Origin of the sequence: Shewanella maritima, from assembly GCF_043643735.1 — a bacterium.
GTDB lineage: Bacteria > Pseudomonadota > Gammaproteobacteria > Enterobacterales > Shewanellaceae > Shewanella > Shewanella maritima_A.
Map to the genome: position 1 here is coordinate 56819 of NZ_JBHZSM010000015.1, position 15580 is coordinate 72398.

The 15580-nt window shown below is 41.4% G+C and carries 13 protein-coding genes; 8 read left to right on the forward strand and 5 right to left on the reverse strand.

What is annotated here, in order from left to right; all coding sequences use genetic code 11:
- The first annotated feature begins 130 nt into the window (after positions 1 to 130).
- The 7 genes from ACHUGF_RS15000 (at position 131) to ACHUGF_RS15030 (ending at position 5497) form a co-directional block, all read left to right on the forward strand.
- Positions 131 to 811, forward strand: coding sequence for a hypothetical protein (locus tag ACHUGF_RS15000; protein ID WP_394132415.1), 681 nt, complete (start codon positions 131 to 133; stop codon positions 809 to 811).
- A gap of 140 nt (positions 812 to 951) precedes the next feature.
- Complete coding sequence (locus ACHUGF_RS15005; RefSeq protein WP_394132416.1) at positions 952 to 1281, forward strand: hypothetical protein; 330 nt, start codon at positions 952 to 954, stop codon at positions 1279 to 1281.
- A complete protein-coding gene (locus tag ACHUGF_RS15010; protein ID WP_394132418.1) occupies positions 1271 to 2713 on the forward strand; it encodes a protein adenylyltransferase SelO in 1443 nt (480 codons plus the stop codon). Before ACHUGF_RS15005 ends, ACHUGF_RS15010 begins: the two co-directional genes overlap by 11 nt.
- 40 nt (positions 2714 to 2753) lie before the next feature.
- Positions 2754 to 3068: a DUF3630 family protein gene (locus ACHUGF_RS15015; RefSeq protein WP_394132419.1), complete on the forward strand. Its 315-nt coding sequence runs from the start codon at positions 2754 to 2756 to the stop codon at positions 3066 to 3068.
- A gap of 10 nt (positions 3069 to 3078) precedes the next feature.
- Positions 3079 to 4077 (forward strand): serine/threonine protein kinase, encoded by a 999-nt coding sequence (locus tag ACHUGF_RS15020; protein ID WP_394132420.1) that lies wholly within the window; start codon positions 3079 to 3081, stop codon positions 4075 to 4077.
- A 139-nt stretch (positions 4078 to 4216) separates the two neighbouring features.
- Positions 4217 to 4828, forward strand: a complete 612-nt coding sequence (locus ACHUGF_RS15025; protein ID WP_394132422.1) for a thiol:disulfide interchange protein DsbA/DsbL — start codon at positions 4217 to 4219, stop codon at positions 4826 to 4828.
- 456 nt (positions 4829 to 5284) lie between these two features.
- Positions 5285 to 5497 (forward strand): DUF1107 domain-containing protein, encoded by a 213-nt coding sequence (locus tag ACHUGF_RS15030; RefSeq protein WP_394132424.1) that lies wholly within the window; start codon positions 5285 to 5287, stop codon positions 5495 to 5497.
- Here the strand turns inward: ACHUGF_RS15030 and ACHUGF_RS15035 are convergent.
- A complete protein-coding gene (locus ACHUGF_RS15035; RefSeq protein ID WP_394132425.1) occupies positions 5494 to 5694 on the reverse strand; it encodes a cell division protein ZapB in 201 nt (66 codons plus the stop codon). The two genes, ACHUGF_RS15030 and ACHUGF_RS15035, sit on opposite strands and share 4 nt — an antisense overlap.
- Before the next feature lie 342 nt (positions 5695 to 6036).
- Here ACHUGF_RS15035 and ACHUGF_RS15040 point away from each other — a divergent pair, with 342 nt between their 5' ends.
- Positions 6037 to 7137 carry a branched-chain amino acid aminotransferase gene (locus ACHUGF_RS15040; protein ID WP_394132427.1) on the forward strand — a complete coding sequence of 367 codons (1101 nt, stop codon included), beginning with the start codon at positions 6037 to 6039 and terminating at the stop codon, positions 7135 to 7137.
- Between the two features lie 176 nt (positions 7138 to 7313).
- On the opposite strand, the gene ACHUGF_RS15045 is transcribed toward ACHUGF_RS15040, so the two are convergent.
- The 4 genes from ACHUGF_RS15045 to ACHUGF_RS15060 all read right to left on the reverse strand — a co-directional run bounded on the left by ACHUGF_RS15045 (position 7314) and on the right by ACHUGF_RS15060 (position 15553).
- The gene (locus tag ACHUGF_RS15045) at positions 7314 to 11867 is read right to left on the reverse strand and encodes an EAL domain-containing protein (RefSeq protein ID WP_394132428.1); all 4554 of its coding nucleotides are present in this window, start codon (positions 11865 to 11867) and stop codon (positions 7314 to 7316) included.
- Positions 11868 to 12103: 236 nt separating this feature from the next.
- Positions 12104 to 13021, reverse strand: coding sequence for an acyltransferase (locus ACHUGF_RS15050; protein ID WP_394132430.1), 918 nt, complete (start codon positions 13019 to 13021; stop codon positions 12104 to 12106).
- A gap of 6 nt (positions 13022 to 13027) precedes the next feature.
- Positions 13028 to 13954, reverse strand: coding sequence for an acyltransferase (locus ACHUGF_RS15055; RefSeq protein WP_394132431.1), 927 nt, complete (start codon positions 13952 to 13954; stop codon positions 13028 to 13030).
- Between the two features lie 78 nt (positions 13955 to 14032).
- Complete coding sequence (locus ACHUGF_RS15060) at positions 14033 to 15553, reverse strand: YifB family Mg chelatase-like AAA ATPase (protein ID WP_394132432.1); 1521 nt, start codon at positions 15551 to 15553, stop codon at positions 14033 to 14035.
- Positions 15554 to 15580 lie beyond the last annotated feature (27 nt).

A 15580-nucleotide genomic window follows, 5' to 3' on the forward strand; every position in this document is an offset into this window, starting at 1 on the left:
GTGCTGATTAAAAAAACGTCATTGAAGCATTCAAATATTTTTATTAGGTATTCATAGTTTAATGACACAGGCGCTTGCAAGTAACGCATAAAATATAATGAGCACGTGTTGCTCCAACTGGATAATAAAAATGAAATTTATTCTAATTTTAGTGTTGGTTATTGTCGGTATTTATTTATTTAGACGTACCCAGCGTGTCGCTGATCAAGAGAGCCAGCGTCAAGATGAATTTAATAATGAGTCTCAGCAAGACCAGCAAGTACAACCTGAGCCAGAAACGTCTTCTGATGTTGCAGTGACAGCTGAGTCAGCTAACGTTACTGCAGAGCCAGAGCCAGAGCCAGAGCCAGAGCCAGAGCCAGAGCCAGAGCCAGAGCCAGAGCCAGAGCCAGAGCCAGAGCCAGTCGCACTACCTCATGTATCGACTGCTTGGGCAAGTGATGCCTTTATTGATACGGTGGTCAGTTACCAACATGCAACGACCGAGAAGGAACGATTGCAAGTACTAACAAAAGTGATTGGTCAGTGTTATAAAATGCGTAAACAAACGGAGTATTGTCAATATGGCGCGTCTATGTACCAACAATTTTTACCGCAATACAGCGAGTTAAATATGGTCGGTGACAATGCAGATACCAAGTCAGTGGTGCATATGCAATTAGCAACCCTGTTGAATGATAACGGTCAATTTGATCAAGCTTTACTGGTATGCCAACAGGCTGTCGCGCATCAATTGACAGATGGTACAGTTACGGGGTTTGAGGGAAGAGTGACTCGCATTCAAAAAGCCCAGTCCAAAGCGGAAAGTTAATGTGAAATACTAATGATATTGGTGCATTCGTTGAGCAATAAGCTAAACAGACAATAGTTGACTAATGCGCTATGATATTAGCCATGATATAAAACGCGAACTGAGTTCGCGTTTTTTGTTTATTCCTTATTGAGATGCCCATGAAAAAGTTATCTTCTATCACTCGTTTTGTCTGCTTATCCTTTATTGGCTTTTCGCTTGTTGGCTGTATTCAACAGCCACAATGGACTTTGTTTTACGCTGCAGATCAAGCTGAGTTGCCTGAGAATCTTGTACAACATGATTTCATCACTGGCTATTACGGCGCGCTTGAACAGTGTCAGGCGAAAGGCAATGGCATGTTAAAGCTAGCTGCCAGTAACGTGGCACCTAAAGATGCTTTTGTTTGTGGTGAGTTATGTGAAAACAATGAACAAACCGGCGCTATACAATGCCAAACCATAGCGCCAGGTAAAGCGAATGCATTTTAAACAGGACTTTTTTGAGCAGTTAGAAGGATTCTATTCACAAGTGTATCCCACCCCTTTATCACAACCTCATTGGTTGGGGTGGAGCGACAGTGCAGCGAAACTCATTGGGCTAGCGCAACCTAATGCAGAGTTGCTGATGCAGCTTTCCGGTAATATTGCCGCCCCAGGTGCCCGTTATTATGCACAAGTGTACAGTGGTCATCAGTTTGGTGGTTATACGCCGAGATTAGGTGATGGCAGAGCCATTATACTAGGAGAGGCAATTGGACCTGATACTAATTGGGATGTGGCATTAAAAGGGGGCGGCCCCACGCCTTATTCGAGACAAGGTGATGGCCGCGCGGTGATGCGCTCTGCCGTTCGAGAGTTTTTGATTTCAGAAGCCTTGGCGAGTTTGCATGTGCCAACCACTCGAGCCCTTGCTGTGATAGGTTCTGACTTACCTGTTTGGCGTGAAACCCAAGAAACTGCAGCAATCACCGTGAGGTTGGCAAAGAGTCATATTCGTTTTGGTCACTTTGAGTTCGTTTGTCATAGTGAGTCAGGTGATAAAGCTAAACTTACCCAATTGGTGAACTTTACTCTAGCTCAGCATTTCCCTCACTTATCGCAAGATACAGCAGGCTATAAGCAGTGGTTTACTGAAGTGGTTGCTCGCACTGCTAAGTTAATTGCTCATTGGCAAGCGGTTGGTTTTGCTCATGGTGTACTGAATACCGATAACATGTCGATCCTTGGCGACAGCTTTGACTTTGGGCCTTTCTCGTTTTTAGATACCTTTCAAGAAGGCTTTGTTTGCAATCATTCTGATCATCATGGTCGATATGCATTTGATCAACAGCCAGGCATTGGTTTGTGGAATTTACAACGATTAGCACAAGCATTAACGCCAGTGATTGGATCTGACGACCTTATAGATGCATTAAATACCTATCAACATGAGTTAGTCAGCCATTATTTAAAGTTGATGCGCAACAAGCTTGGTTTAAGCGCTGAAGATAACAATGAGTCTGACTTGCAGTTGATAGGTCAATTTACTCAACTGTTAGAAGCCAATCAGCTTGATTACACCTTATCAATGCGAAAATTCGGTCAGCTAGATATGACGAGCAAATCCTCTTTGCTGCGTGATGATATGAAAGATACTAAAGCCTATGATGAATGGTTCAGTCTTTATCAACAAAGAGTGGGTCATGTTGCTGATATTGAAGCTTGGCAGCTAACACGTAATCAAGCTAATCCTAAATTCATCTTACGCAATTATCTTGCACAAGAAGCCATTATAGATATTGAACAAGATGCAGATACCCGTAAACTGCAGCAATTGCAGCAAGTATTAGCATCGCCATTTGATGAGCATAGTGATCTTGAACATCTTGCTCAGCGACCACCAGAATGGGGACAAGGGTTGATTTTATCTTGCAGCAGTTAGCTGTATCGCTCCGAAAGTAACCTAATAACGAGTAATTATCTTGAGTATCGTGTCAGTAAAATTAGATGAAAATATTGCCAGTTTATTGATTGAAGTCGATGTCGATTTTGATCAATTTGACGATTTTGGTGAGTCTTTAGCCCAATTGTTAGATTGTCGAGTTGTTGAAAAACAATGGGGAGCCGATCGTCATCAATGGCGACTGATGTTTGAAGGAACAGGTTTATCATTGGATTATGAATTTTATGGTGGAATTTGCTGGATAAAAGCTGATACTCCAGACGATTTTGAAGTGGTGAGTTATTTGGCTGGTTTATTGCGAAATAGTTTATTGAAAAAGCAATTAGATGCATAAGGAACTGAATATGTCATCGGCACCATCTGCAGCGTTCCATTTTCAAGCGTTAACACCGGATCTTATCCTTGATGCAATTGAGAGCATAGGTATCTTTCCTGAAACAGGGCTATTAGCGCTAAATAGTTATGAAAATCGGGTTTATCAATTTCGCTGCGATCAAGGGCAACGTTATGTGGTGAAGTTTTATCGTCCATTACGTTGGAGTGATGAGCAAATCCTTGAAGAACACTCTCATGCGGCTGAGCTCGCTGCTGCCGAGGTGCCAATTGCAGTACCTGTGTTGATTGATGGCCGAAGTTTGCATCATTATCAAGGTTATCGCTTCACGCTATTTCCATCGATTGGTGGTCGCTCATTCGAGGTAGATAATCTTGAACAACTGGAGTCTGTCGGGCGTTTTATTGGTCGTATTCATCAATACGGTGCCAAGCAGCCTTTCAAGCATCGCGAATCTTTAACGCCAGAGTTACTGGGTGCTGAATCTTTACAAACACTCAAAGCATCAGGCATGGTCGATGCTTATATTGCTGAAGCTTTTTTTACCGTTGCGGAGCAGGTTTATCAAAGTTGTGTTACGCGTTGGCAAAGCGTGCAATGTGACAATATCCGTTTGCACGGTGATTTACACCCTGGCAATATTCTATGGACGCCAGAAGGCCCAGGCTTTGTGGACTTAGATGACGCCAAACAAGGACCAGCGGTACAAGATATTTGGATGATGCTAACCGGTGATAGGGCGCAGCAAACGATGCAATTGGATGTGCTACTGGAGGCGTATCAAGAATTTGCCGAGTTTGATATGAAGCAATTAGCGTTAATTGAGCCGTTACGTGGATTACGCATGTTGCATTATAACGCTTGGTTAGCGAGACGTTGGCAAGATCCTGCTTTTCCAATGAACTTTCCATGGTTTGGTGACGTCAAATATTGGGAGCAGCAGACACTAGCATTTAAAGAACAGCTAGCCGCGCTTAATGAACCAAGTTTAAGTTTAACGCCATTTTAATTAACAAAAATTTACTTACTGTAAACAAGTTAATTTGTTACAAATACAGGCAATAAGCATTTGAGCTGTGCCTTTGAGGTGGCTATCATAGCCGCAATAATATTATCATTGTCTCAATGACAACACTTAAGGAAGAAAAATGAAAAAAGTCTTGATGTTAGTTGCAGCATTTATGTTTGCACCTATGGCAGCACAAGCTGCGCAGTTTGAAGAAGGTAAACATTACACTGTAATCAATAATGGCCCTGGTTCAGCTAAGCCTGAAATCACAGAGTACTTTTCATTTTTCTGTGGTCACTGTTTTAACTTTGCAACAACGGTATTACCGAAAATCAAACAAACTCTACCAGAAGGTGTCTCCTTCAATCAGAACCACGTTGAGTTTATTGGTCGTGATATGGGTATAGAAATGTCACGTGCGTTTGCTGTTGCACATCAACTTAACGTTGAGAAGAAAATTGAAGATGCCATTTTCCGTGCAATTCACGTAAATAAGCAAAGATTTGCCACTCGTGATGATATTCGTAAAGTGTTTATTGCTAATGGTGTTGCAGGTAAAGATTTTGATGCTGCAGCCAATTCATTTATGGTGAATGCGCAAATGTCTAAAATGAAACGTGATACTGAAAATGCAAAAATTTCAGGTGTACCTGCATTAGTCGTTAACGGTAAATACCGTGTTGAAACAGGTGCGGTTAAGTCTTATGACGAGCTATTAGAAATTGCATATTACTTGGCACAAAATAAGTAATTAGCATTGTGCAAGTAAGCACTTGTTGCAGCATTACTTGATATATTGATAGCAGTGTAATTACGCATAAAGGAGCCTTGGGCTCCTTTTTTATGCCTTAATTTACCTAATGGCATCAGTTTCCATCTAATGATATGAAAATGAGTAGTGTCATTTACATCGGATGAGACCCTCAGACAGCTGCCGTTAAGGAAGTATGTGTAGACTACGAATTGCAGGCAAAAAAAAAACCGTATGCGCCGAAGCGATACGGATTAGAGTCAATTGACTCGGTTTTTACCCTGAGTAACGATACGAATGTTATCAGTGTGTCAAAATTTTGGCAAGTGGCATTTTATTGTCATTTGGGATTATTTTTTGTTTGAAGTGAAAAATTGGACAATGTTGGAAACTCTTGAGTACGTTTATTGTCCAAATTTGGTATTGGTTAGGTAAGTTTTTCTTATTGGAGGATTTATGAGAATGTTTCCGGTTTACTCCCCGAAGTTGATCATCAAACATGTACGCATTTTTCTTAATGGGGTGATTTGGGTAAAGGATCTGGGACAGCTAGAATTTGCTAATGGGCGCTTTATTATGCCTAAAAAAAGCCTCCCTCGTGTGAGGCAGGCTATTTCAGAACTTAATTCAATGATGGAGTCGCAACGTTGCGAATCGAACCTTGCTTAAACTTCGCTATTCAATAAACCAACAAGGCCATTGACCTTATCGTTCCAAGAATTGAGGTCTTCTTGTAATTGTTGGTTTTTTGATTCTAAAGCTTCATTCTTTTGCTTCTCTTCTTCAAGCTCCATTTTTAGTAGCTCTACACTTTCGAGAGTCGCTTGGATTTTCGTTTCCAATTGGGACAGTAATTCAAGGCTCATGGCTCGTCCTATAACAGTTGCTGGTTGAAGCATTGATTCTATCAGCGACCTAGGGCGAAGGAACAGCATAATTCGCTAAGTGAACATAAAATCATCAAAATTAATCACTTTTCTAGCACTTTATGTGCTTTTAGATGCTGATAGTTGCCAAAGTCTCATAAAATGCATTTTTGAATAGCCATTGACTGTGCTAATTTCTCCTTTAACGTGCGCTCATATGAATATTTTTCTTGATGAATGTTCAATTCAATTGACGTATTTTATGATAGGAATTACAGCAACAACTTGACTTTGGTAGCTATGCTCCATAGTCTGCAAGCTCAGTATTTAAGGTGGTATGCAATGGATATAAAATATAACTTAAAACCCGCGTCACAGCGCCGCACTGAGCAATTTACCCCAGATGGAAATGTCGGTTTTGGTAAACACAGAACTGATCACATGTTTTTGATGGATTATAAAGATGGCCAATGGTGCGAACCTCGCATTGTACCTTACGGTCCTTTTGAAATGTCGCCTGGAGCGATGACCTTACATTATGGCCAATCCATTTTTGAAGGCGCCAAAGCTTTCATGCACGAAGATGGCGAGATTTATACATTCCGTTTAGATAAGAATGCACAGCGCATGAATCGTTCAGCAGATATTGTGTGTATCCCGAATATCGATGAACAAATGCAACTCGATGCCATTAATGCCTTAATTGATGTGGACCGTTTATGGTTCCCTGCACAAGATGGTGCTTGCTTATACATTCGTCCATTTATTTTTGCTACCGAAGATAGATTATCGGTTAGCCCAAGTGAGCAATACACTTTCTGTGTCATGCTAAGCCCGTCAGGCTCTTATTATTCTGCTGGTGGTGTTAACGAGGGTATTCGATTATTAATTAGTACCGAATTTCATCGTGCGGTATCTGGCGGGACAGGTGCTTCTAAAGCTGCAGGTAATTATGCTGCTTCACTTCGAGCTGGAAAGGCCGCTGCGCAATATGGTGCTGCACAGGTATTGTATTTAGACTCTACTAATACACAAATTGAAGAAGTAGGGGCGATGAATCACTTTCACGTGTTAAAAGATGGCACAGTAATTATCCCTAAATTCACTGATACTATTTTGAAGTCAATTACTTCACAATCTATCATGGAACTTGGTGAGCAATTGGACTGTGAAATCCGCCAAGAGACAGTGATGCTTGATGAGTTTATTGCTGGCATTGAGTCTGGCGAGATTATCGAAGCGGGTGGTTTTGGTACGGCTGCTGTCGTTTCTCCAGTTAGCTCGTATATCTTTGAGGATGGCAGAATCGTCACTGTGGGTGATGGTCTGGTTGGGCCAAAAGTGAAGCGTATTTATGAAGTGTATACCGCGATGCAAAAGGGGTTAATGCCTGCTCCGGCTGGCTGGGTTAAACGTGTCGAGCGTGTTGCACCAAATACTTAATATTGGCACTGGCAGCCATTAATCGAAAAAGGCTCATTATGAGCCTTTTTTATTAGATGTCATTTACCGTTTATGTCAGCTAGAGCTGATATCTCTTCATTGTGATTCAGATTACAGAAGTCAGTTTGTTAAATTGAATGTCTCGTCGTTTTCATAAGCTGTAGTTAACAATGCTGTTATATTTCATTGTTAACCTCTGAGGAATTGTCTTGCAGGTGATCATTGCTAGATGTGTTGCTAAGTTTTGCATCTAGCGACGAGTTATCTTGTACATCACGTTTTTTCTTCTCAGATTGTAAGAGTGCTAAGCAATCGTCTGGACTTAGAGGCTTGCTGAGTAAGAAGCCTTGCACTTGATCACACCCATCTTCTTTTAAGAAAGAAAGTTGCTCTTGGGTTTCAACGCCCTCTGCGACAACGCTAAGATCTAAACTGTGAGCAAGCGTAATAATTGCACTGGTGATAGCAGCATCATCAGGATCCTCTGTAATATCACGTACAAACTCACGGTCAATTTTAAGGGTGTCGATAGGGAAACGTTTTAAGTAGCTTAAACTTGAGTAGCCTGTGCCGAAATCATCTACTGCGATGGTTAATCCTAACGCTTTTAATTGCGACAAGATTGCCACAGAATCCTGTGGGTTACCCATGATCATTGACTCGGTTAACTCCAATTCAAGCGCCCTTGCAGGTAAACCTGACACCGCTAAGGCTACTTCAATGGTTGAAATAATGTCGGCTTTTAGCTGCCTTGCAGACAGGTTTACCGCAACAGAAATATTTTCAAAGCCATAACTATGCCAAATGGACAATTGGCTACAAGCCTGATTAATGGCCCAGTGACCAATTTGATTGATCATCCCGGTTTCTTCAGCAAGAGGGATAAACTCAGCAGGTGATATAAACCCAAGCTCTGGGCTTTCCCAGCGTAATAATGCCTCTAATCCAACAATTTGTTGGCTTTTAACATCAAACTTAGGTTGATAGACAAGATAGAGTTGATTCTCCTGCATCGCTTGTTTTAGGCCGGATTCCAACTGTACATGACGCGTCGCATACTTGTTGAGCTGTTCGGTATAGAACTGAAAGTTGTTTCGCCCAAGTGATTTCGCATGGTACATCGCCGTATCGGCATACTTGGTTAAATTCGTCGAATCATCTGCGTCATTAGGGTACAAACTAATACCAATTGACGGTGAAATAGTGAGGGTTTTGTCATCCAATAAGAACGGTGTTTGGAAAGCATGTAATACTTTCTCTGCAATGACGGTTGCCGCTTTGGTTTTCGAGACCCCTTCAAGCACAATCGTAAATTCATCACCGCCGAGACGGGCAACAGTATCGCCTTCTCGAACTGCATTTTGCAGTCTACTGGCCACAGCTTTTAACAGTAAATCTCCAATATGATGTCCCATAGAGTCATTAATGTGTTTGAATCTATCGAGATCTAAAAACAATAGAGCGACAATGCTATTTGCGCGATGAGCCTTAGTCAAAGCTTGGTTTAATCTATCTTGGAATAGTGTGCGGTTTGGCAATCCCGTTAATGGATCAAAGTTGGCTAATACGCGTAAATCTTCTTCGGCTTTTTTACGGGCTGTGATATCAGTAAATACGGCAACAAAGTGGCTGGTCTCGCCCTTATTATCTAATACCTGATTGATTTCCAGCCAAGCGAGAATACCTTTTCTATCTTTGGTGCGAATTTTTATTTCGCCAGCCCAATGCTTGTGACGTAATAGTTGTCGCTCGACGGCATGGTAGAAGTCGCGAGACTGTTTTCCCATAGCCAAATATAAGAAGTGTTTACCCGCCACTTCTTTAGGCTTAAACCCAGTAATACGGCTAAAGGCTGGATTAACCGATCTGACGCGGTAATCAAGCTCTCCCACCACAACCGCTTCATTCATACTGAACAAAACTTGTGACGATAACTTAAGTTCATTTTCAGTCATTTTGCGACTGGTAATATCTTTATGGGTACCAGCCATCCGAATCGGGACATTTTTATTATCGCGCTCAACTACCTGGCCTCGGTCTAATAACCAAATCCAGTTTCCAGGCGATGACTCAATCCGGTATTCTACTTCGAAAAACTCACTTTTACCTTCAAGGTGCTGATTGAGAAGTTTCTGTACTAATGGCTTGTCTTCGATATGAATGTTTTTGATGAGCAATTCATTCTCGCTCTTCACATTCATTGGCAGTGCCATGTTAGTTCGGTAAACAGTATCTTCTTTGATATTCCAGTCCCACATACCATCGCCCGATGCCCAAAGTGCTAGCTTTAATCGCTCTTCAGAAGCACGAATACTGGTCTCAAACTCTTGCTGTTGCTGACGTTTGTTCTTCCTAGAGTACAACAGAACCGCAAATAAGATCAGTGCGAGTAACGCATAGGCAATGTAGGCCGTTTGGGTCATATAGACCGGTGGGATCACCGACAGTTTGATGTTGAGACTATAGTCGCTGTATTGATTGCTGCCAAGGGCATGGCGAACCACTAACTCATAGTCTCCAGGGGGTAAATTGGTATACGTTATTTGTCCGCTTGAGGACAGTTCGTGCCAAACATTTTCAAAGTTTTTAAGTGTGTAGCTAAATCGATTAAGGTTTGGGTAATTGAAATCTAAAGAGCTAACTTCAAAACTAATTAGCTTTTTCTCATAAGGCATGTTGAGTTTAGGCGCATGGCTTAGGTCTAAAACCTTATACAGACTTTCACCTATCGTGTATTGCGTCAGTGCGAGTTTAGCTTGAGTACGTGTAAACGGAATGGTGCTTGGAATGAAGTAGTTAATACCATTAATGCCCCCGAACCATAAGTCACCATTACTGTCTCTATGTTTTACTGCTCCGTTAAATTCGTTGGACTGTAGACCTTCATATTGGTTGTAAGCAACATAGCTACCATCTTCTGGATTGTAGCGGGTGAGGCCAGAGTTGGTGCTCAGCCATAAGAGCTGGTTCTCATCTTCTAAGATGCTGTAGACGGTATTACTGGTGCTGTCTGCGTTAACATCTACCCGTTCAAAATTAAATATGCCGTAATCAGTGGTTAGTTTGTCGATACCGCTGTGAGTCGCAACCCAAAAATCACCTTTGCTTGTTAGATGAAAATCGCGGATTCGATTATCACTTAAACTATTTGGGTTGTCTGGTTCGTGCTGGACAAAATCGAGTTCTTTTTGCTCAGGCTTTAATCTGACTAAACCGCCTAAGGTGCCTAACCAAAGGTGATCTAGTGCGTGGTGAATCGTTAGAATTTGATGTCTAAAGGGAGAGTAACTGTTTTGAAAACCAAAATTGTAAGCGTACATTTTTTCAGAGTGCTCTGAAATAAAATATAGACCTAATTTAGTTGCCACCCATAAGCGGTGTTTTTTATCGATAGCAAAGCTTAAGGCTATATTGTCTGCTAATAACTTCTCATCAGCCTGACGAATAAAGCTTAACTGCTGGTTTTCATCAATTCTTGCTACGCCATAGTTAGTTGCAAACCAAACATAACCTTCACGATCTTCAATGATATCTTGTACTGATAGATTGAGCTCTGATTCAGTGATACCAAGATGACTGGCAAACTTATCATTAATATAAATAAACTGATTTTTATTATCTAAATATTTTACGCCAGCACCTTCAGTACCTATCCATAGTCTTGATTGACTGTCACGGAAAAGTGCTCTGATCATATTTGCCGCTTTTGGCATTTTTGAGTGATAGTCGTAAATATGAGTAAAATATTGTTGCCTCAAATCCAGCTTATCAATGCCTGAATAACCCATGCCAAGCCATAAGCTGCCACGGTGGTCTAGCAGTAAAGTTTGGATATTATTTTCACTGATTGACGATAATGATTTGGGATTGTGTTTATGTACTTGGCTGTGCCACTTTTTGCCATCGTAATCGAGCTGGAATAAGCCATCATTATTACTGATTGCCCAGACTTGATTGGCATTGTTAATGACAAAATCTCGAATAAAATCTAATTCGCCAAAGTTATTCTCTTTAACCCAAATGAGTTCTTTTTTATGGGTGTCGAGGTTGTAACGCCAGATTTGGTTATCAATGGCTAGCCATACTGAATACACAGAACTGGCAACAATTTTATGGACTGTCATACCCGAAGGGATATCAAGGCGTATGATGGTGCTCGAATCAATGGCGAATGTGCCATTATCCTTGGTGCCGACTAAAATGAATTTGTTGTCTATATTGGCAATATCTGTAATTTGAGGGGTGATACTATTGTTTAGATTAACCGGTGACAGCTTGCCGCTTTTGAGTGACAAAATATACAAACCTGACTGAGTACCAATCCACAAGGTATCGCCAATCACTGCCAAGTCAGACACGTGCAGATCATTGAGGCCTTGCTCTTGTTTGAAATGAGTAAACTCACCGGTGGTTAAATCAAGTTTATTTAACCCATTGTTATAGGTACCAATCCACAAACTTCCGTCGGGTGTTTGAATAATATCAGTGATGAAATTGCCTGAAATACTATTCACTTGCGAATTTATGTCGTGCAAAAACAGTTCGTAATTAATGCCGTTATAACTGTGTAAACCATCTTGTGTACCAATCCACAACATGCCTGCACTGTCCATGAATAGGCTAGTTACCGAATTTTGGTTAAGGTTGTTATTGGCAGTGAAATGCTGAAATTTTACCTCAGCGATATCATCGAAGCGGGTATTTGGCTGAGCTAGGGCGGGTGAAGACATAACCCCAAGGCTACAAAGAGCAAAAATAATAAAAAAACGCGCGACAAAAGATAAATTCAAACGACACCCATTAGTTTCACTGAGTAAACATTATTCGTACAATAATCTTACTAGTAAGTGGTGAAAATTCAATTTATTAATCATAAACTCGTCATATAATTTACCTATATTTATTCTAGTCATTAAATTCCATAAAAAAACGCACCTAAAGTGCGTTTTATTCTAGCTATCAGTCGTCAGGTTTTTAACAACTTCGAATCATATTGCTTGAGAACCTGATGAATCTGTTCATCTTTTTTCTGCCATATATCATTTAGTTTACGTTGGAAGTCGACTCTGTATTCAGCTTCAGAAAAGTACTTTTCAGCATTAACTTCTGGTACAGGTAACACTTCAACCTTCATTACAACCTTGGTGACTTTACCGTTCATAACTTCATATAACACGTCATTTTCGGTTTCTGGGTATACCAAGGTGATATTCAATACGTTAGTAAATTGCTCACCCATAGCGGACAAGGTAAAAGCCACTCCGCCGGCTTTAGGGCGCAACAAATAACGATAAGGTGAGTTTTGTCTTTGGCGCTTATCTTCGGTGTAGCGACTTCCCTCAACATAGTTAATGATGGTGGTGGGAAAATGTTTAAACTTCTCACATACTTTACGGGTTGTCTCGAGATCTTTGCCTCTTAGCTTCGGGTTTTTCTTTAGCTTAGCTGGGCTAGTGCGATCCATAAAAGGCATGTCTAAAGCCCAGCAGCCTAATCCTAAAAAGGGGACGTAAATTAGTTCTTTTTTCAAAAAGAACTTTAACATTGGGATATGGTCTCTCAGTAAATATGTTTGTGCAGCAATGTCAAAACCACTTATGTGGTTACTGACAATGAGATACCATCCATCTTTATCTAGGTTTTCAAGCCCTTCAACATCCCACTCCATGCGAGTGATCAAGAATAAAATGCCGCCATTGCATGTTGCCCAGCACCACATAAACCCATTCATTAACTTGGTCATCACTTTGCGAAAACCTGCAATTGGAATAATCAGTTTAATGATACCGCCAATTGAAATTAAGCCTGCCCACACTGCAGTGTTAAGGAGCAGTAAGACTGAGCTGATGAAAAATAAAATAGGTCCAGGTAGGAACGATAACATTGACCTTTATACCTCTTGTTCAATTTGAGTGGGTTGTGTTGCATTACGATGAGCGACATCCATATGGGTGAGCTGCTTATCTTTGTCTTGCCAGAGTGCGGTAAGTTGTTGCTGAAAATCAATTTTAAATTGACGATCATTGATATAGTCACCACGCATGGCATCTGGGATGTCAGATACTTGAATATCTACTTTTACTTCATCAAGTTGGCCACAAATGTATTCCCAATACGTTGGGATTTTATTATTAGGATAATAGATAGTCACGTTGACCAGTGTATGAATGTGATCACCCAGCATGGAAAGTGCAAATGCCATTCCGCCAGCTTTAGGTTTTAGCAAATGATTAAATGGTGCATCTTGTTTGGTATGTTTTGCTGGAGAAAAACGGGTTCCCTCAACAAAATTCATTACACTAACCGGCTTGTACTTAAACTTTTCACAGGCCTTACGTGTTTCATCAATATCTTTGCCTTTTAAATGCGGATGCTTTTTCAGCTTGGCATTGCTGTAGCGGCTCATAAATGGAAAATCCAACGCCCACCATGCGAGCCCGAGTACGGGTACAAACATCAGCTCTTTCTTAAGAAAGAACTTTAAAAATGGAATTTTTCGATTAAGTACACGTTGAAGAATTAAGATGTCTACCCAAGATTGGTGATTTGCAATGACCATATACCATTGTTTTTCTGAGAAGTTATCATCGCCAGTTAAGTGGATGTTCACCGGATGCAATATGGCTTCAATGATGTTATTAACACTGATCCAAGCAGAGGCGCAGTTATCAATAATATAACTGCAAAGTTTACGACTTGGTGTGAATGGTATTACCTTAACCAAACTAAAAATTAAAATCGGCACAATCCAAAAAAACGTGTTAATCACGCAACACAGAAATGCAATTGAACCTTTAATTTTCGATAACAGTGTCATTTAGCCCTCCAACAAAACGGAGGGTTATGTTACTCGTTGCTGAGCTTTTGCTCAATCCATTGCAGCGTGTTATTTCATTCAATAACGGGATAATTGCGCTAAAAGTTTATCCATTGCCCGATATCCGAGTGCTTGCGCGATATGCTGCCTTTCAGTTGTGGGTGATTGTTGTAAATCTGCAATGGTTCTAGCAACTCGCTGAATGCGATGAAAACTTCTCACTGACAGCCCTAGTTGCGTGACACTGTGCTCCAAAAACTGTAAGTCTTCTGCTTTAACATGACAATCCTGCTTGAGCTGTTTGGGTGACAACTCACTGTTCAAAACACCTTGTCGCGCCAATTGGTTTTGCCTTGCCATTGCCACGCGTTTGGCGACTTCAGCACTGGTTTCAGCCTGTTCTTGATTCGAGGTTAATGTGCCAGCAGGTAATTTAGGCACATCTATGGTTAAATCAAATCGGTCCAGAAAAGGCCCGCTAAGCCGAGATAAGTATCGCAATATTTGATCTGGTGTTGCTCGGGCATTATCGGCATCACCGCAAGGACTTGGGTTCATGGCTGCAATGAGTTGGAAGCGACTTTGAAACGTCAGCTTGGCTGCTGCACGTGAAATAACCACTTCACCGGTTTCTAAAGGTTCACGTAAACAATCGAGTATTTTACGAGGAAACTCTGCCACTTCATCTAAAAACAGTACCCCCCTGTGTGCTAACGATATTTCACCTGGCTTAGGTACACTGCCACCACCGACTAATGAGATGCTTGAGCAAGTGTGATGGGGTGAGCGAAATGGCCGCTGTAGAAACTGCTGAGGTTTTATATTCACCCCTGCCACCGAGTGTATCGCCGCGACTTCAATGGCTTCTTCATAACTAAGTTTAGGCAATAGGGGCATTATACGGTTGGCCAACATGCTCTTCCCTGTACCTGGTGGCCCCAAAAACAAGATGTTATGTCCACCGGCGGCGGCAATTTCTAATCCTTGTTTTGCTTGGTATTGACCGATGACTTCACTGAGGCAAAGTTGAGTCGATTGGGTTTCAGTTTCTATCCATTGTGGCTGAGTATCGACAAAAGGTAATTGGCTTTGGCCACGTAAGTAGGCCGTTAAGTTTTGTAAATGGGCGGCAAAGAATGTCTGGTTATAGCCGACCAGCTCTGCTTCATGGCGGTTATCGAGTGGAATGAACAGCCGATGCTGCACAGTTTTGGCTGCAATTATGCCTGGTAACATACCTGTACAGAATCTAATTTGGCCTGATAAGGCAAGCTCTCCGATGAATTCGCAATCTTTAATGGTATTGATTGGAAGTTGATCTGATGCAGCTAAAATACCGATAGCGATAGGTAAATCATAACGCCCACCTTGTTTTGGTAAGTCAGCTGGCGCCAAGTTCACCGTGATGCGTTTTTGAGGGAACTCAAAGCCTGAATTGATGATGGCGCTTCTAACTCTTTCTTTTGCTTCTCTAACAGAAGTCTCAGGCAGGCCAACTAGACTAAAGGCAGGTAAGCCATTGCTAAGATGTACTTCAACAGTCACTTGGGGAGCTTCTACGCCGCAACAGGCGCGAGTGATAACACAGGCAATCGCCATAAACAGTTCCTTTGTTTACGAGGCTAG

What these genes read in the sequence shown, in the direction of transcription:
- ACHUGF_RS15000 (WP_394132415.1), top strand. Translation starts at nt 131, where the DNA reads ATGAAATTTATTCTAATTTTAGTGTTGGTTATTGTCGGTATTTATTTA.
- ACHUGF_RS15005 (WP_394132416.1), top strand. Translation starts at nt 952, where the DNA reads ATGAAAAAGTTATCTTCTATCACTCGTTTTGTCTGCTTATCCTTTATT.
- ACHUGF_RS15010 (WP_394132418.1), top strand. Translation starts at nt 1,271, where the DNA reads ATGCATTTTAAACAGGACTTTTTTGAGCAGTTAGAAGGATTCTATTCA.
- ACHUGF_RS15020 (WP_394132420.1), top strand. Translation starts at nt 3,079, where the DNA reads ATGTCATCGGCACCATCTGCAGCGTTCCATTTTCAAGCGTTAACACCG.
- ACHUGF_RS15025 (WP_394132422.1), top strand. Translation starts at nt 4,217, where the DNA reads ATGAAAAAAGTCTTGATGTTAGTTGCAGCATTTATGTTTGCACCTATG.
- ACHUGF_RS15030 (WP_394132424.1), top strand. Translation starts at nt 5,285, where the DNA reads ATGAGAATGTTTCCGGTTTACTCCCCGAAGTTGATCATCAAACATGTA.
- ACHUGF_RS15035 (WP_394132425.1), bottom strand. Translation starts at nt 5,694, where the DNA reads ATGAGCCTTGAATTACTGTCCCAATTGGAAACGAAAATCCAAGCGACT.
- ACHUGF_RS15040 (WP_394132427.1), top strand. Translation starts at nt 6,037, where the DNA reads ATGGATATAAAATATAACTTAAAACCCGCGTCACAGCGCCGCACTGAG.
- ACHUGF_RS15045 (WP_394132428.1), bottom strand. Translation starts at nt 11,867, where the DNA reads ATGTCTTCACCCGCCCTAGCTCAGCCAAATACCCGCTTCGATGATATC.
- ACHUGF_RS15050 (WP_394132430.1), bottom strand. Translation starts at nt 13,021, where the DNA reads ATGTTATCGTTCCTACCTGGACCTATTTTATTTTTCATCAGCTCAGTC.
- ACHUGF_RS15055 (WP_394132431.1), bottom strand. Translation starts at nt 13,954, where the DNA reads ATGACACTGTTATCGAAAATTAAAGGTTCAATTGCATTTCTGTGTTGC.
- ACHUGF_RS15060 (WP_394132432.1), bottom strand. Translation starts at nt 15,553, where the DNA reads ATGGCGATTGCCTGTGTTATCACTCGCGCCTGTTGCGGCGTAGAAGCT.